General features: G+C 63.3%; 14 protein-coding genes and 1 tRNA gene. 7 read left to right on the top strand and 8 right to left on the bottom strand.

Annotated features, from left to right (window positions below; all coding sequences use genetic code 11):
* Positions 1 to 46 precede the first annotated feature (46 nt).
* The 5 genes from ppk2 to ACNFHO_RS08725 form a co-directional block, all read right to left on the bottom strand.
* Positions 47 to 1,030 (bottom strand): polyphosphate kinase 2, encoded by a 984-nt coding sequence (gene ppk2 / locus ACNFHO_RS08745; RefSeq protein ID WP_416765984.1) that lies wholly within the window; start codon positions 1,028 to 1,030, stop codon positions 47 to 49.
* A gap of 386 nt (positions 1,031 to 1,416) precedes the next feature.
* Positions 1,417 to 1,492: transfer RNA gene (locus ACNFHO_RS08740), tRNA-Phe, on the bottom strand.
* 122 nt (positions 1,493 to 1,614) lie between these two features.
* Positions 1,615 to 1,887: an oxidative damage protection protein gene (locus ACNFHO_RS08735; RefSeq protein ID WP_029612825.1), complete on the bottom strand. Its 273-nt coding sequence runs from the start codon at positions 1,885 to 1,887 to the stop codon at positions 1,615 to 1,617.
* Positions 1,884 to 2,951, bottom strand: a complete 1,068-nt coding sequence (gene mutY, locus ACNFHO_RS08730; protein ID WP_063542262.1) for an A/G-specific adenine glycosylase — start codon at positions 2,949 to 2,951, stop codon at positions 1,884 to 1,886. The genes ACNFHO_RS08735 and mutY overlap by 4 nt, the downstream gene beginning before the upstream one ends.
* Positions 2,948 to 5,203 carry an AsmA family protein gene (locus ACNFHO_RS08725; RefSeq protein ID WP_151925522.1) on the bottom strand — a complete coding sequence of 752 codons (2,256 nt, stop codon included), beginning with the start codon at positions 5,201 to 5,203 and terminating at the stop codon, positions 2,948 to 2,950. Before ACNFHO_RS08725 ends, mutY begins: the two co-directional genes overlap by 4 nt.
* 474 nt (positions 5,204 to 5,677) lie before the next feature.
* Here ACNFHO_RS08725 and ACNFHO_RS08720 point away from each other — a divergent pair, with 474 nt between their 5' ends.
* From ACNFHO_RS08720 to hisF, 6 genes are all read left to right on the top strand, one after another.
* On the top strand, positions 5,678 to 7,336 hold the full coding sequence (locus ACNFHO_RS08720) for an OFA family MFS transporter (RefSeq protein WP_063542266.1): 1,659 nt from the start codon (positions 5,678 to 5,680) through the stop codon (positions 7,334 to 7,336).
* A 189-nt stretch (positions 7,337 to 7,525) separates the two neighbouring features.
* Positions 7,526 to 8,119, top strand: coding sequence for an imidazoleglycerol-phosphate dehydratase HisB (gene hisB / locus ACNFHO_RS08715; RefSeq protein ID WP_054891708.1), 594 nt, complete (start codon positions 7,526 to 7,528; stop codon positions 8,117 to 8,119).
* Positions 8,120 to 8,758 carry an imidazole glycerol phosphate synthase subunit HisH gene (gene hisH, locus ACNFHO_RS08710; RefSeq protein ID WP_054891709.1) on the top strand — a complete coding sequence of 213 codons (639 nt, stop codon included), beginning with the start codon at positions 8,120 to 8,122 and terminating at the stop codon, positions 8,756 to 8,758.
* Positions 8,759 to 9,019 (top strand): DUF2164 domain-containing protein, encoded by a 261-nt coding sequence (locus ACNFHO_RS08705; RefSeq protein ID WP_054891710.1) that lies wholly within the window; start codon positions 8,759 to 8,761, stop codon positions 9,017 to 9,019.
* Between the two features lie 28 nt (positions 9,020 to 9,047).
* Positions 9,048 to 9,785 (top strand): 1-(5-phosphoribosyl)-5-[(5-phosphoribosylamino)methylideneamino]imidazole-4-carboxamide isomerase, encoded by a 738-nt coding sequence (gene hisA / locus ACNFHO_RS08700; protein ID WP_414154638.1) that lies wholly within the window; start codon positions 9,048 to 9,050, stop codon positions 9,783 to 9,785.
* Positions 9,786 to 9,795: 10 nt separating this feature from the next.
* Entirely contained in the window at positions 9,796 to 10,566 is a 771-nt protein-coding gene (hisF, locus tag ACNFHO_RS08695) for an imidazole glycerol phosphate synthase subunit HisF (protein WP_008091498.1), read from the top strand.
* A 114-nt stretch (positions 10,567 to 10,680) separates the two neighbouring features.
* On the opposite strand, the gene choV is transcribed toward hisF, so the two are convergent.
* From choV to ACNFHO_RS08680, 3 genes are all read right to left on the bottom strand, one after another.
* Positions 10,681 to 11,859, bottom strand: coding sequence for a choline ABC transporter ATP-binding protein (gene choV, locus ACNFHO_RS08690; protein WP_054891712.1), 1,179 nt, complete (start codon positions 11,857 to 11,859; stop codon positions 10,681 to 10,683).
* A complete protein-coding gene (gene choW, locus ACNFHO_RS08685) occupies positions 11,856 to 12,704 on the bottom strand; it encodes a choline ABC transporter permease subunit (RefSeq protein WP_172964837.1) in 849 nt (282 codons plus the stop codon). The genes choV and choW overlap by 4 nt, the downstream gene beginning before the upstream one ends.
* A gap of 73 nt (positions 12,705 to 12,777) precedes the next feature.
* Positions 12,778 to 13,725: a choline ABC transporter substrate-binding protein gene (locus ACNFHO_RS08680; RefSeq protein WP_054891714.1), complete on the bottom strand. Its 948-nt coding sequence runs from the start codon at positions 13,723 to 13,725 to the stop codon at positions 12,778 to 12,780.
* Positions 13,726 to 14,167: 442 nt separating this feature from the next.
* On the opposite strand from ACNFHO_RS08680, the gene ACNFHO_RS08675 reads away from it, so the two are divergent.
* Positions 14,168 to 15,544: an L-serine ammonia-lyase gene (locus tag ACNFHO_RS08675; RefSeq protein WP_063542272.1), complete on the top strand. Its 1,377-nt coding sequence runs from the start codon at positions 14,168 to 14,170 to the stop codon at positions 15,542 to 15,544.
* The last annotated feature ends 225 nt before the right edge of the window (positions 15,545 to 15,769 follow it).

The raw sequence follows: 15,769 nt of genomic DNA, 5'->3' as shown, positions 1-15,769 counted from the left end.
CATCGCATAACGAAAACGCCACCGTATCGACGGTGGCGTTTTTGTTTCAGCTGGCCAGCTCGGCAGCGTCCTCTTCCTCGAACCCGCGAGCGGCACGACCCACCAGCAGTGGATCTGGCGCGTGGGCGACGCTGTGATCCTTGCCCGGGTAATCCAGCGAGTGGAGGAAGTGCCGGATGCAGTTGAGCCGGGCGCGCTTCTTGTCGTCGGACTTGATCACTGTCCAAGGCGCATCGGCGGTGTCGGTGTGGAAAAACATCGCCTCCTTGGCGGCGGTGTAGTCGTCCCACTTGTCCAGTGACTTGATGTCGATTGGCGACAGCTTCCAGTGCTTGAGTGGGTCGTCCCGCCGGGAGATGAAGCGGCGCAGCTGTTCTTCGCGATTCACCGAGAACCAGTACTTGAACAGCAGGATGCCGCTGTTGCACAGCATCCGCTCAAGGTCAGGCGCCTGGCGCATGAACTCCAGGTACTGCAGCGGTGAACAGAAGTCCATGACCCGCTCGACCCCGGCGCGGTTGTACCAGGAGCGGTCGAAGAACACCATTTCGCCCGCCGTAGGCAGGTGCTGGATGTAGCGCTGGAAGTACCACTGGCCCTTTTCCTGCTCGGACGGCTTCTCCAGCGCTACGATGCGAGCCCCTCGTGGATTCAGGTGCTCCATGAAGCGCTTGATGGTCCCGCCTTTGCCTGCGGCATCGCGCCCCTCGAACAGCACCACGATGCGCTGGCCGGTATCTTTCGCCCAGCTCTGCACCTTCAGCAGCTCGATCTGCAGCGCGTGCTTGGCCTTCTCGTACTCCTGGCGGCGCATGCGCGTGCGGTAGGGGTAGCTGGCCGGCAAGCGCGCGCTGGTGCTGTCTTCGTTACTGCCTCTAGGGGCGGTGGCGACTTCCAGGGCGGTAGGCTGCTGGCTGATCCGGGTGATGGACGCTTGCGGTTTGCGCTTGCGAGGGCGCGGTGTACGCAGTGGCGTAGCCGGTGCAGCCTCGACGGGGTTGGCAAGGGGGAGGGGGGAATCGTCGCTCATGGAGGTCCTTTCGGGGATCGGGGGTCCATGGCGCAGTGTAGGGCGGTGCGGCTGGTGGCGTTTTGATGCTGGTCAATGATGGTCGGTGAGGCAAGACCACTTCGCGGTAGTACACGCTGTGGGAGCGGGCTCGTCCCGCGATTGGGCCGCGCAGCGGCCCGGTTCTGCAAAAAACAGAATTTGATCGCAGAGACGTCGATTTACGGGTTGGCTGGCGTGCGTTCACCTTGCTCCAGCGAATGCGCAATGGCAATTAGGTTGGTACAGGCGAGGGGCATGGATGGTTGCACTGACGAAGAAGCGTAATCGCAGGCAACAAAAAACCCGCACTAGGCGGGTTTCTTGTGTCGCTTCGGGTAACTTTGCAACCACCCGATGCTTAATGGTGGTGCCCAGAGACGGAGTCGAACCGCCGACACGAGGATTTTCAATCCTCTGCTCTACCGACTGAGCTATCTGGGCGACGGGGCGAATTAAAAAGGTTTTCAGACCTTGCGTCAACGACTTTTTGAAAATTTTTTAAATTAATTCCGTCGCTTACGAATGTTGGCTGTTTTTTGTACAGCGAACCGTTCGGATCGGGTTCACGCGCTGGGTGGAACGTAGCCTTCAGCCTGGGCGTAGTCCTCGCCGGCGAAGAATTTGTCCATTTCCGCCTGGAGGAATTTGCGGTCCTCGCCATTCATCATGTTCAGGCGCTTCTCGTTGATCAGCATGGTCTGGTGCTTCTGCCACTCGTCCCAGGCCTTCTGCGAGATGTGCTCGTAGATGTCCTGGCCCTTGGCGCCAGGGTAGGGCGGGCGTGGCAGGCCTGGCAGTTCTTCGTTGTACTTGCGGCACTTCACGGTGCGGGTCATCGGGCTTCTCCTGCAATCAATTCGTCGGCCACGCGTGCGAGCAGCTTCTTGACCGGGGCTGCCAGGCCCAGGCGCGGCGGGGTGGCGAGGTTATACCAGAGCCAGTCAGGCTCGGCCACGTGCGATCCGAGCGGGTCGACACGCACCAGCCACGGCTCGATCGCCAGCTGAAAGTGGCTGAAGGTGTGGGTCAGGCCTTGCAGCGCCTGGCTTTCGGTCATGCGCAGGCCGTGCTGGTAGGCAAGGTCGTCAAGCTGCGCCAGGCTGTCGAGCTCTGGCAGGCTCCACAGGCCGCCCCACAGGCCGCTGGAGGGGCGGCGGTAGAGCAGGATGGCGCCTTCGTTGTTGGTCAGCAGCGGCATCAGCGTCTTGCGCTGGGGCAGGGCCTTGCGCGGCTTGGGTTCGGGGTAGCGTTTCTCGTCGCCGAGCAGGTGCGCCTCGCAACCCTGCTGCAGCGGGCAGATCAGGCAACTGGGCTTGCTGCGGGTGCACAGCGTGGCGCCCAGGTCCATCATCGCCTGGGTGTAGTGGTTGACCCGGGTCATGGGGGTGAAACGCTCGGCTGCGGCCCACAGCGCATTGGCCACCTTCGGCTCGCCGGGGTAACCGGCCTGGGCGGTGAAGCGCGCCAGGACGCGCTTGACGTTGCCGTCGAGGATCGGTGCGCGGATGCCCATGCTGATACTGGCGATGGCGCCTGCAGTGGAGCGGCCGATACCGGGCAGTTCGGTCAGCGCCTCGACGCTGCGCGGGAATTCGCCGCCATGCTGGGCGACGACGATCTTCGCGGCCTTCTGCAGGTTGCGCGCGCGGGTGTAGTAGCCCAGGCCCGTCCACAGGTGCAGGACCTCGTCTTCCGGCGCCTCGGCCAGGGCCTGCACGGTGGGCAGGGCCTGCATGAAGCGGTCGAAGTAGTTGAGCACGGTGCTGACCTGGGTCTGCTGCAACATGATTTCCGACACCCACACCCGGTAGGGGGTGATGCCCTGTTGCCAGGGCAGATCATGACGCCCGTGCTGGTCGAACCACGCCAGCACGGCGCTGGAGAACTGCTGGGGGCTCATCGTTTGAACAGCCCCTTGAGCGCGTCTTTCAATTCAGGGCTCACCTTGTCGCCGAGTTTTTCATCGAGCTTTTCGTCGATCTTGTCTTTCAGGCGGTTGCCCGCAAGCTTCGCGGCAACCTTGCCCAGGCCGTCCTGGTCCAGGCGGCAGGCCTTGGCCCCCAGTTCGAGCGGGCCGCGGCAGCGCAGTGGCACTTCGACGCCGACATAGCGCTCATTGACCTGGCACGCCGGGTCCGGCATGGCGCGCTGGTCGCCCTCGACCACCACGCCGACGCCGTAGTCCATGCCCAGTACGCGCAGGTCCAGGTCGCCCTGGCCGTTCACGGTCAAGCCCGGGATGCGCACCTTGAGGTCTGGGTTGCTGGCCACGCCATTGCGTACCACCAGCGTGCCGCGCAGTTCCTGGAACGGCGTGTCCTTGGCCCGTGGCTCGCCGCTGAGCTGCTTGCGGTTGAGTGTGGCGATGGCCTGGCACAGCTGCTGCTCGAGGTTGGCATTGACCAGCACACCGTCATTGATGGTGAAACTGGCGTTGCCGTTGAGCGTATCGATCAGCGCCTTCTGGCTGTTGCCGGTGGCGGTCAGGTCGCTCGACAAGGTCAGCAGACCCTTGACCGGCGGTGCCTGATCCGGGCTTTCGCGCTTGATGAAGTGCTCGACCGGTACCCGGTTGATCCTGGTATTCACCCCGAGCTGCGGGACGGCAGGGCGTACGTCGACGGTGCCCTTGGCTTCGAAGGTGCCGTTGTACAGGCCACCGCGCAGGGTCTCCAGGGTGACCAGGCCGCCCTGGCCATTGGCCTTGAGCTGGGCGTCGGTGATCGGCAGCTTGTCGAGGGTCAGCGCGCCGAACGAGAGATCGGCCTGCAGGTCGAGGGCGCGCAGGCGATCGACCGGCAACAGCTTGTCGTTGCTCCAGGCTACTTGAGTGGGGGCGTTGGGCAGCGGCGTGGTGCCGGCACCCGCGATCGCGCTGGCTTCCTGTTGCTTGACCTCGGCCTGGCGCGCGGCCTTGGCGCCCTTGGCCTCATCGCTCTTGGCAGGCAGGTAGCGGTCGGCATCGAAGGTGTCGCCTTTGAGCTGCACGCGAAGGGCCTGCTTGGCGAAGTCTTCGACGGCGACACGGCCAGTGAAGGTGCTCTGGTCGAGTTTCACCGCCAGGTCTTCCATGGCGATGGAGTTCTGGGTGCCTTGCAGGCGACCGACCAGTTCCAGCTTGGCGAAGGCCGCCGGGTCGGCAGTGGCTGGCAGCGGATGACCGATGCCGTCGAGGAAGGTACGCAGGTCGAACTGGGCGATGGACAGCCCGCCGCTGATCTGCGGCGCCTTGTCCAGGTCGCGCAGGCTCAGCTCGCCGAGGGCGCGCAACTGGTTGGCCGAGACCTTCAGGCCGCTCCAGGACGCGACGTTGGCGCCCAGGTCGACCAGCACCTGGCCCTGTGCTGCGAAGGTCACGGTCTTGCCAGCGGTCGGCTCGCCCGAGGTTTCGCCGGACAGGCGCATGTCTTCGAGGCTGTAGCGCTTGAGCTTGCGGTCGAAGCGCAGGTCGCCGACCAGTTCGGTACGAGCCTTGATGTTCGGCTCGCTGGCGCTGAGGAAGGCGCTGGCCTTGATTGGGGTGTTGACCCCATCGTGAATGGGCCCGCTGCTCAACTGGATGCTTTCGGCGCCATAGCTTTTGCCGCTCTGCTCATCGGTGAACTGCACCCGCGCGTTGTTGACGGTCAGGCTGTCGATGTCCAGCTTCACCGCGCGTTCGCTGCTGGCCTGCGCCTGCGCCGATGGCTGTGCGGGCGCGCCTTCGGCAGGGGCCGGCTGGTTGCTGGCCGTGGCATTCGGGTCGGGGAGCGGCTTGCCGATATCCTCCCAGTTGCCATGGCCGTGTTCGTCGCGCAGCAACCTAAGGTTCAAGCCCTCGATGCGCACGTCGCTCATCTGCACCTCACGGCGCAGCAGCGGCAGCACGCGCACCGACAGGCCGAGCATCTGCAGGTCGGCGAACGGCTGCTTGGGGTTGTTCAGCGTGGCGATGCTCGCCTCGTGCAGTTCCAGGCCCAGCCAGGGGAACAGGCTCCAGCCGATGTCACCGTTGAGGGTGAGCTCGACGTGGGCCTTGTTGCGGGCCAGCTGGCGGATTTCGTCTTTGTAGTCGTTGGGATCGAAGAGGTGGGTCAGGGCGAAGCCCAGCGCCACGATGATCAGCAACAACCCGAGAAGTCCCAGCCCCAGGAATTTGCCGAACGCTTTCATGGGCGAGTCCTTGTAGTCCGATAGGTGAATTCGAGCGGCAGAGTATAGCGCCGCGACCATCGCTTCTGAGTATCTGACAAGAGATACAGGGCGTTTCCTGCGAATCGGATTCGACAGTTCTGGCTTGGGCAGTTCCACGTTCGAGTCGGCGTCGGTCTCGTTCGCGGGCACGCCTGCTCCCACGAAAGCCGCGTGGTACCGCCGTTGTAGGAGCGGGCTTGCCCGCGAAGAGGTCGCTGCACATCGCAAACGGTTGCGCGTCCGACCTGTACCGGTTCAGTTTTATGAAAAATAATGATGTCAGATTGATCTCGTCGTCATCTTATGCTGGTAACCTTGCGCAGCTTCCGGAGTGACCGCGACCTATTGTCGCGGGGCAACGACGCCGAAAACGGTGCCAATTTCGCCTTGTGTGCCGCGAAACAGCCAGGGAAACGATCCGAAAGCGCAACCATACATAAAAGGATCGAATCCATGAATAGCAGTATTACGGCAGGAGCGGCGACGAGCGCGCCGGGCTTCCTGTCGAAGGAGCGCATCATCGCCCGGCCAGGGTTCAATCGCTGGCTGGTTCCACCGGCCGCCCTGGCCATCCACCTGTGCATCGGCATGGCCTATGGCTTCTCGGTGTTCTGGCTGCCCCTGTCCCAGGCCATCGGCATCACCGCACCGGTCGCCTGCTCGCCTGACATGGGCTTCATCGCTCGTCTGTTCAGCGCCGACTGCGACTGGCAGATCTCGATGCTCAGCTGGATCTACACCCTGTTCTTCGTCTTCCTCGGCTGCTCGGCCGCCGTGCTGGGCGGTTGGCTGGAACACGCCGGCCCGCGCAAGGCTGGCCTGGTATCGGCGCTGTGCTGGTGCGGCGGCCTGGTGATCTCGGCAATCGGCATCAAGACCCATCAGCTCTGGCTGATGTGGCTGGGCTCGGGTGTCATCGGCGGTATCGGCCTGGGGTTGGGCTACATCTCGCCGGTTTCGACGCTGATCAAGTGGTTCCCGGACAAGCGCGGCATGGCGACCGGCATGGCGATCATGGGCTTTGGCGGCGGCGCGATGGTGGGGGCGCCACTGGCCACTGCACTGATGGGGCATTTCGCCAACGGCCAGGAAGTCGGCGTATGGCAGAGCTTCATCGCCATGGCGGCGATCTACTTCGTGTTCATGACTGCTGGCGCCCTGGCGTACCGCGTGCCGCCGACCGGCTGGAAGCCTGAGGGCTGGACGCCGCCGGTGAAAAAGGCCAACGCCATGGTCACCGACCGTCACGTGCACGTCAGCGTGGCCTGGAAGACCCCGCAGTTCGCGCTGGTGTGGCTGGTGCTGTGCCTGAACGTCTCGGCCGGCATCGGCATCCTGGGCATGGCCTCGCCACTGCTGCAGGAAGTGTTCGGCGGCAAGCTGCTGGGCAACGACCTGAGCTTCAGCGAGCTGAATGCCGCGCAGTTGGCACAGATCGCTGCCATCGCTGCCGGCTTCACCGGCCTGTTGAGCCTGTTCAACATCGGCGGGCGCTTCTTCTGGGCGTCGTTCTCCGACTACATCGGGCGCAAGAACACCTACTTCGCCTTCTTCGCCATCGGCGTGGGCCTGTACACCCTGGTGCCGAACATGGGCCACATCGGCAACGTCGCGCTGTTCGTGGCGGCGTTCTGCATCATCCTGTCGATGTACGGTGGTGGCTTCTCCACAGTGCCCGCCTACCTGGCCGACCTGTTCGGCACGCAGATGGTCGGTGCGATCCATGGTCGCCTGCTGACCGCCTGGGCAGCAGCCGGCGTGCTCGGCCCGGTGCTGATCACCTACCTGCGTGAAGCCCAGCTGGCTGCGGGCGTACCGCGTGCCGCCGCCTACGACATGACCCTGTACATCCTCGCCGGCCTGCTGGTGCTGGGTTTCATCTGCAACCTGCTGGTGCGCCCGGTGGCCGACAAGTACTTCATGACCGAGGCCGAACTTGCCGCCGAGCGCGCGCTGAGCCACGACAAGGGCGCCGATGGCGCGCAGTCGCTGGAGTGGCATGCAGCGCCTGGCAGCCTGCCGCTGGTGCTGCTGGCCTGGGCCGTGGTGGTGATTCCGCTGGCCTGGGGCGTGTGGATCACCCTGCAGAAGACGGCGGTGCTGTTCCACTGATGCACTGATTTGCCGGGCCTGAAAGGGCCCTTTCGCGGGCCAGCCCGCTCCTGCAAGGCGATGTTGCCCTTGTGGGAGCGGGCTCGCCCGCGAATGCTTTGTGCTGCCACACGTCATCCGCGTTTCAAGCCGGCGCATTCTGGGCCTATAATGGAGCCCTTTTCGCCCAATGATTTTGCGGAGCTGGTGATGGTCGAACGTAAGGCTTCCGTCGAGCGCAATACCCTGGAAACCCAGGTCAAGGCCTCGATCAACCTGGATGGCACCGGCAAGGCCCGATTCGATATCGGTGTGCCTTTCCTTGAACACATGCTCGACCAGATCGCCCGGCACGGGCTGATCGATCTGGACATCGAATGCAAGGGCGACCTGCATATCGACGATCACCATACCGTCGAAGACGTCGGTATCACCCTCGGCCAGGCTTTCGCCAAGGCCATTGGCGACAAGAAGGGCATCTTCCGCTACGGCCACGCCTACGTGCCGTTGGACGAAGCGCTGTCGCGCGTGGTCATCGACTTCTCCGGCCGTCCCGGTCTGCAGATGCATGTGCCGTTCACCCGCGCCTCGGTCGGCGGTTTCGACGTCGATCTGTTCCAGGAGTTCTTCCAGGGCTTCGTCAACCACGCCCTGGTGACCCTGCACATCGACACGATTCGTGGTCACAACACCCACCACCAGATCGAAACCGTGTTCAAGGCCTTCGGCCGCGCCCTGCGCATGGCCGTGACGCTCGATGAGCGCATGGCGGGGCAGATGCCGTCCACCAAAGGGTGCCTGTAGATGCAGACGGTAGCGGTAATCGACTATGGCATGGGCAACCTGCACTCGGTGGCCAAGGCCCTGGAGCACGTGGGCGCCGGCAAGGTGCTGGTCACCAGCGACGCGGCGGTGATCCGCGAGGCCGATCGCGTGGTGTTCCCAGGCGTCGGCGCGATCCGCGACTGCATGGCCGAGATTCGTCGCCTGGGCTTCGACAGCCTGGTGCGTGAAGTCAGCCAGGACCGCCCCTTCCTCGGCATCTGCGTCGGCATGCAGGCGCTGCTCGAGCACAGCGAGGAGAACGAAGGCGTCGACTGCATCGGCCTGTTCCCCGGCCAGGTACGTTTCTTCGGCAAGGGCCTGGAGGAAGACGGCGAGCACCTGAAGGTGCCGCACATGGGCTGGAACGAAGTCAGCCAGTGCATCGACCACCCGCTGTGGCACGACATCCCGGACCGCGCGCGTTTCTATTTCGTGCACAGCTACTACATCAATGCCGGCAAGCCGGGCCAGGTGGTCGGTCGCGGCCACTATGGCGTCGACTTCGCCGCTGCGCTGGCCGACGGCTCGCGCTTCGCCGTGCAATTCCACCCGGAAAAGAGCCACACGCACGGCCTGCAACTGCTGCAGAACTTCGTCGCCTGGGACGGGCGCTGGTAAATGAGCAGGTCGAAGACCAAGGCCCCGGTCATTACCCTGGCCCCCGAGCAGGAGCGCGAGGCACTCGATGTGCTCAAGCGCTTCCTTGAAGACCGCTTCGAGCTGACGCTCGGTTCGTTCGAGGTGGCCGAGGTCCTCGAATTGTTCAGCAAGGAAATTGCACCCCATTACTACAACAGGGCGATTGCCGATGTTCAACTGCACCTCAAGGAGCGGTTCGAGAGCATCGAAAGCGACTTGTGGGCGCTCGAGAAGCCCTGAACTCCACCGATTAGAACAGGTTTCCAAGATGCTGATTATCCCCGCTATCGATCTGAAGGACGGTGCCTGCGTGCGCCTGCGCCAGGGCCGCATGGAAGACTCGACGGTATTCTCCGACGACCCGGTGAGCATGGCCGCCAAGTGGGTCGAGGGTGGCTGCCGCCGCCTGCACCTGGTCGACCTCAACGGCGCCTTCGAGGGCCAGCCGGTCAACGGCGAAGTGGTCACTGCCATCGCCAAGCGCTACCCGACACTGCCGATCCAGATCGGCGGCGGCATCCGTTCGCTGGAAACCATCGAGCACTACGTCAAGGCTGGCGTCAGCTACGTGATCATCGGCACCAAGGCGGTCAAGCAGCCTGAGTTCGTCGCCGAGGCGTGCAAGGCGTTCCCGGGCAAGGTCATCGTCGGCCTGGACGCGAAGGACGGTTTCGTCGCCACCGACGGCTGGGCTGAAGTGAGCTCGGTGCAGGTCATCGACCTGGCCAAGCGATTCGAGGCCGATGGCGTCTCGGCGATCGTCTACACCGACATCGCCAAGGACGGCATGATGCAGGGCTGCAACGTGCCCTTCACCAAGGCCCTGGCCGAAGCCACCTCGATCCCGGTGATCGCCTCGGGCGGCATCCACAACCTGGGTGACATCAAGGCCCTGCTGGACGCCAAGACCCCAGGCATCATCGGCGCCATTACCGGGCGTGCCATCTACGAAGGCACCCTCGATGTCGCCGAGGCCCAGGCCTTCTGCGACAACTACCAAGGCTGAGGACTGAACCATGGCACTGGCCAAGCGCATCATCCCTTGCCTGGACGTGGACAACGGCCGGGTGGTCAAGGGCGTCAAGTTCGAGAACATCCGTGATGCGGGTGATCCGGTGGAAATCGCCCGTCGCTACAACGAGCAGGGCGCCGACGAGATCACCTTCCTGGACATCACCGCCAGTGTCGATGGCCGTGATACCACCTTGCATACCGTCGAGCGCATGGCCAGCCAGGTGTTCATCCCGCTGACCGTCGGGGGTGGCGTGCGTACCGTGCAGGACATCCGCAACCTGCTCAACGCTGGTGCCGACAAGGTTTCGATCAACACCGCCGCAGTGTTCAACCCTGAGTTCGTTGGCGAAGCTGCCGACCGTTTCGGTTCGCAGTGCATTGTCGTGGCCATCGACGCCAAGAAAGTTTCTGGCCCAGGCGAAACGCCGCGCTGGGAGATCTTCACCCATGGCGGGCGCAAGCCCACCGGTCTGGATGCGGTGGAGTGGGCGAAGAAGATGGAAGGTCTGGGCGCCGGTGAGATCCTGCTGACCAGCATGGACCAGGACGGCATGAAGAACGGCTTCGACCTGGGCGTGACCCGTGCCATCAGCGATGCGCTGGGGATACCGGTGATCGCCTCCGGTGGTGTGGGCAACCTGCAGCATCTGGCCGATGGGATTCTGGAAGGGCATGCCAGCGCGGTGCTGGCGGCGAGCATCTTCCACTTCGGGGAGTACACGGTGCCCGAGGCCAAGGCCTACATGGCTTCGCGCGGGATCGTCGTACGCTGAATCAGTGATTGGGGCTGCTTTGCAGCCTTCGCGGGCAAGCCCGCTCCCACAGGTTGTGTAAATCCTGTGGGAGCGGGCTTGCCCGCGAAGGGCCGCGACGCGGCCCCAATTGCTTCAACCGTGATTCTTGCCGAGCAACGCGTGATACAGCTCGCTGTCGCCCAGAATCCCGACCACCTTGTCGTTCTCCTGCAGCACCAGCTTGTTGCCGGTCTGATAACGAATCTGCAGTGCCTCGCGCATGCCGATGTCGGCGTGCACCAGCGTTGGCAGGCGACCCAGGCTTTCCACGTCCTGCCCCGGCACCCAGTTCTGTAGGTCCAACCCGTTCTGCCCCTGGCGCGCACGCTTGATCGAGCCGCCTTCGCCCAGGTCCAGCCATGAATCACCACCCGGATCCAGGCACACGGAACCGTTGATCCGCTTGCAGTTGTCCAGGCTGCGCATCAGGCTGCGCCCGCACAGGACATTGAGCGGGTTGGTGTGGGCGACGAAGGTGCGCACGTATTCGTCGGCCGGGTTCAGCACGATCTCTTCCGGCTTGCTGTACTGGATGATCCGGCCGTCCTTCATGATCGCGATGCGGCTACCCAGCTTGAGCGCCTCGTCCAGGTCGTGGCTGACGAAGACGATGGTCTTGCTCAGTTTGCGCTGCAGTTCCAGCAGCTCGTCCTGCAGGCCCTGGCGGATCAGCGGGTCGAGTGCAGAGAAGGGCTCGTCCATCAGCAGGATGTCGGCGTCCATCGCCAGCGCACGGGCCAGGCCCACTCGCTGCTGCATGCCCCCGGACAGTTCGTCCGGTTTCTTGTTGCGCCACTGGGTCAGGCCCACCAGCTCGAGTTTTTCATCGACCAGCTTGCGCCGCTCCTTCTCGGGGCGACCCTGCATTTCCAGGCCGAAGCTGATGTTCTCGCGTACGGTCAGCCAGGGCATCAGGGCGAATTTCTGGAACACCATGGCAATGCGCTTGGTGCGCATCATCTTCAGCTCCGCCGGGGTGCAGTGGGCAATGTCGATGTGCTTGCCTTCGTGCTCGACGAACAGCTTGCCGCGGCTGACGGTGTTCAGGCCGTTGATGCAGCGCAGCAGGCTCGATTTGCCCGAGCCCGACAGGCCCATCAGCACGCAGATTTCGCCTTTCTCGATATCCAGGTTGGCCTTTTCGACGCCGACCACCAGCCCGGTCTGCTTGAGGATCTGCTCGCGGGTCTTGCCCTCGTCGAGCAGCGACAGCGCTTCGCGCGGCTTGCTGGAGAAGATGACGTCGACATCTTCGAAGCGAATGATGCTCATGCTTCACTCCTTGCCGGCAGTTCCGGTTGCTTGCAGATACGGTCGAGCATGATCGCCAGCAGCACGATCGCAAGGCCCGCTTCGAAGCCGAGCGAGATGTCGGCGGTGTTGAGAGCGTTGACCACCGGCTTGCCCAGGCCATCGGCGCCGACCAGGGCGGCGATCACCACCATCGACAGCGACAGCATGATGCACTGGGTCACGCCGGCAGCGATGCTCGGCATGGCGTGCGGCAGTTCGATACGGGTCAGCAGTTGGCGACGCGAGCAGCCGAAGGCCTTGCCGGCGTCCATCAACTCCTGCGGTACGTCGCAGATGCCCAGGTAGGTGAGGCGAATGGGGGCCGCGATGGCGAACACTACGGTGGAAATCAGCCCCGGTACTACTCCCAGGCCGAACAGGGTGAGGGTCGGGATCAGGTAGACGAAGGTGGGTACGGTCTGCATCAGGTCGAGTACCGGACGCATGGCGGTATAGAACATCGGCTTGTGCGCGGCAATGATGCCCAGCGGCACGCCGATGGCTACGCAGACCACCGTGGCGAAGCTCACTTGCGCCAGGGTTTCCATGGTTTCCTGCCAGTAACCGAGGTTGAGGATCAACAGGAACGACAGGGCGACGAAGACGGTCAGCGCCCACTTGCGCTGGATCAGGTGCGCGAGGGCGGCGAACAGGGCGATGAGGACGAAGGGGTTGAACCAGGTCAGGGCGCTGGTGACGCCATGGATCATGAACTCCAGGCCTTGGGCGATAGCGTCGAAGTAGTTGGCGCCGTTCTGGGTCAACCATTCGACAAATGAGGCGATGTACTGCCCCAGAGGTATTTTCTGATCGATAAGCATGATAGCGAGCTTCCACCTGCAATGATTGGAATCAGTCCGGGGTGAGCACGGTCCCACCCCGAGGTAGTGCCTAAAGCTACTGCGTCAACTTGGCCTTGGCTGCCTCCAGGCCTGGTTTGCCATCCACGGTGGTGACGCCGGCCAGCCAGGTATCCAGCTTGCCAGGGTTGTCCTTGAGCCACTTCTTGGCGGCCGCCTCGGGCTTCATCTTGTCGTCCAGGACATAGCCCATCATGGTGCTTTCATCCTTGAGCTCGAACACCAGGTTCTTCAGCAGCTGGCCGACGTTGCTGCATTCCTGCGCATAACCCTTGCGGGTGTTGGTCAGTACGGTGGCCTTGCCGAATTCTGGACCGAAGAACTCATCACCCCCGGTCAGGTACTGCATCTTGAAGCGGGTATTCATCGGGTGCGGTTCCCAGCCCAGGAACACTATGGCCTCACCGCGCTTCTGGGCACGATCGACCTGCGACAGCATGCCGGCCTCGCTCGACTGCACGATCTTGAAGCCGGCGTCCTTCAGGCCGAAGGCGTTCTTGTCGATCATGCTCTGGATGGTGCGGTTGCCATCGTTGCCCGGTTCGATGCCGTAGATCTTGCCGTCGAGTTCCTTCTTGAACTTGGGAATATCGCTGAAATCCTTCAGACCCTTGTCATACAGAGCCTGGGGCACTGCCAGGGTGTACTTGGCGTTTTCCAGGTTGGCGCGGACCGTCTCGACGGTGCCAGCGTCGCGGTACTGCTTGATGTCGTTTTCCATGGTCGGCATCCAGTTGCCGAGGAACACGTCGAGGTCCTTGCCGGTGGCCAGCGACTTGTAGGTCACCGGCACCGAGATCATGGTGGTGTGGGTCTTGTAGCCCAGCGCTTCGAGGACAACGCTGGTGGTTGCCGTGGTCACGGTGATGTCGGTCCAGCCGACATCGGAGAAGCGGACCGTCTGACACTGTTCCGGTTCGGCGGCTTGGGCGAACACGGGTGCTGCGAGCAACGCAACCAACAACAGCGAGGGTGAACCTTTCATGGGTGGACTCCTGTGATTTTTTCTTCGGGTTCGCGTAATCGTCGTCGCTTTCTGGGGCGTCGATCGATCTGGCCTGCAGAGGGCAGGTTGCGTGGCCGTGCAATACGAGTCGCTTTCGATAATCCCCCAGCGTTCGGCAATCGCCTACTGGTGGAGTCGTAACCAGTGCAGGACAGGTCGCATCCAGTACGGGCAATGTCGCTTACGGATTTTTCCCCGCCCCGGCCCGTGTCTTTGCGTCACCCGTTCGCCTGAAAACGGCGCAATGATGGCTTTCGCAACAGGGCGCTGCCGGACAAAAGTACGTCGGTTGCAGACGGCGAGGGGAGGGGTAAAAGCCCGATGATGCGTGCATTCGCGGCAACTCGCCGCTATCAGCCTAGCAGCTGGCTGCGCCGCCACATGGCGCGCAGAGACAAGCCCATCAAGAGGTGATTCGACAATGGCCATCAGCGTGTTCGACCTGTTCAAGATCGGCGTCGGGCCTTCCAGCTCGCATACCGTCGGCCCCATGCGCGCCGCAGCGCTGTTCGTCCAGGGCCTGCGCGAACGCGGCGATCTGGAGCGGGTTCGGCGCATCGAGGTGCGGTTGTACGGCTCGTTGTCGGCCACCGGCATCGGTCATGGCACTGACAACGCCACGATCATGGGGCTGATGGGTGAGTGGCCCGACGCAATCGACCCCACGCAAATCACCCCGCGCATCGCCGACTTGCGTGAAACCAACACCTTGCAGCTCGACAGCCGCCTGCCCATCGAATTCATCTGGGCCCGCGACATGCTGTTGCTCGACGAGAACCTGCCCTACCACCCCAACGCCATGACCCTGGTGGCCGAAGGTGCCGAGGGCGAGCTGCATCGCGACACTTACTACTCGGTGGGTGGCGGCTTCGTGGTCGATGCGGCGCAGGCCGCGAGCGGCGTACTGGACGCCGACCAGACGGTGTTGCCCTACGATTTCAACAGCGCCGCCGAACTGCTGCGCCTGTGCAAGCAAAACGACATGCGCGTGTCGCAATTGATGATGGAGAACGAGAAGGTCTGGCGCAGCGAAGCCGAGATTCGCGCCGGTCTGCTCAAGCTCTGGGGGGCCATGCAGGAATGCGTGAACAACGGCCTCAAGCACGAAGGCATCTTGCCCGGCGGGCTCAATGTACGGCGCCGCGCAGCCAAGCTGCACCGCAGCCTGCAGGAGATCGGCAAGCCGAATGTGATCGGCTCGACCATGAGTGCCATGGAGTGGGTGAACCTGTTCGCTCTGGCCGTCAACGAAGAAAACGCCGCGGGTGGGCGCATGGTCACCGCGCCTACCAACGGCGCGGCCGGCATCATCCCGGCAGTGTTGCACTACTACATGCGCTTCTCCGACGCGGTGGATGAGTCCAACGTGGTCGAGTTCTTCCTGGGCGCAGCGGCGGTAGGCATCCTGTGCAAGAAGAACGCCTCGATCTCCGGCGCCGAAGTGGGCTGCCAGGGCGAGGTCGGTTCGGCCTGCGCCATGGCTGCAGCGGGTCTGGCCGAAGTGCTGGGGGCTACCCCGGCACAACTGGAGAACGCTGCTGAAATCGCCCTGGAGCACAACCTCGGGCTGACCTGCGACCCGGTCGGTGGGCTGGTCCAGGTGCCTTGCATCGAACGTAACGCCATCGCTGCCGTAAAGGCGATCAACGCCGTGCAGATGGCCCTGCGTGGCGACGGCGAACACTTCATCTCCCTCGACCAGGTGATCCGCACCATGCGCGACACCGGTGCCGACATGCACGACAAGTACAAGGAGACCTCCCGCGGCGGGTTGGCAGTCAGCGTCATCGAATGCTGATGCGCTGATCTGGCCCTCTTGCGGCGGTTGTGCTGCTTTATTGTGCAACAGCCGGTGCCGACCGGCTGTCGGCTGTCGCGACCAGTGGTGTCATTGTCGGTGACACTTATGAATGTCGCTTCTGGGCAGCCTTCCCACAAGTGCTACCGAACTGCTCAGTCGTTACACGCAGAGGCGCTGGCACGCTTGTTTGCGGTGTTCACCCAGCGCCCCTTGAAAGGCCCT

This window comes from Pseudomonas sp. NY15374, from assembly GCF_048068255.1.
In the GTDB taxonomy this organism is placed as follows: Bacteria; Pseudomonadota; Gammaproteobacteria; order Pseudomonadales; family Pseudomonadaceae; genus Aquipseudomonas; species Aquipseudomonas machongensis.
The sequence above is the reverse complement of the archived record's forward strand: the minus strand, read 5'-3'. Positions and strand labels throughout refer to the sequence as shown.

Bases quoted from the DNA above. Each gene is read 5' to 3' on its own strand.
- ppk2 (WP_416765984.1), bottom strand. From the start codon at position 1,030: ATGAGCGACGATTCCCCCCTCCCCCTTGCCAACCCCGTCGAGGCTGCA.
- ACNFHO_RS08735 (WP_029612825.1), bottom strand. From the start codon at position 1,887: ATGACCCGCACCGTGAAGTGCCGCAAGTACAACGAAGAACTGCCAGGC.
- mutY (WP_063542262.1), bottom strand. From the start codon at position 2,951: ATGAGCCCCCAGCAGTTCTCCAGCGCCGTGCTGGCGTGGTTCGACCAG.
- ACNFHO_RS08725 (WP_151925522.1), bottom strand. From the start codon at position 5,203: ATGAAAGCGTTCGGCAAATTCCTGGGGCTGGGACTTCTCGGGTTGTTG.
- ACNFHO_RS08720 (WP_063542266.1), top strand. From the start codon at position 5,678: ATGAATAGCAGTATTACGGCAGGAGCGGCGACGAGCGCGCCGGGCTTC.
- hisB (WP_054891708.1), top strand. From the start codon at position 7,526: ATGGTCGAACGTAAGGCTTCCGTCGAGCGCAATACCCTGGAAACCCAG.
- hisH (WP_054891709.1), top strand. From the start codon at position 8,120: ATGCAGACGGTAGCGGTAATCGACTATGGCATGGGCAACCTGCACTCG.
- ACNFHO_RS08705 (WP_054891710.1), top strand. From the start codon at position 8,759: ATGAGCAGGTCGAAGACCAAGGCCCCGGTCATTACCCTGGCCCCCGAG.
- hisA (WP_414154638.1), top strand. From the start codon at position 9,048: ATGCTGATTATCCCCGCTATCGATCTGAAGGACGGTGCCTGCGTGCGC.
- hisF (WP_008091498.1), top strand. From the start codon at position 9,796: ATGGCACTGGCCAAGCGCATCATCCCTTGCCTGGACGTGGACAACGGC.
- choV (WP_054891712.1), bottom strand. From the start codon at position 11,859: ATGAGCATCATTCGCTTCGAAGATGTCGACGTCATCTTCTCCAGCAAG.
- ACNFHO_RS08680 (WP_054891714.1), bottom strand. From the start codon at position 13,725: ATGAAAGGTTCACCCTCGCTGTTGTTGGTTGCGTTGCTCGCAGCACCC.
- ACNFHO_RS08675 (WP_063542272.1), top strand. From the start codon at position 14,168: ATGGCCATCAGCGTGTTCGACCTGTTCAAGATCGGCGTCGGGCCTTCC.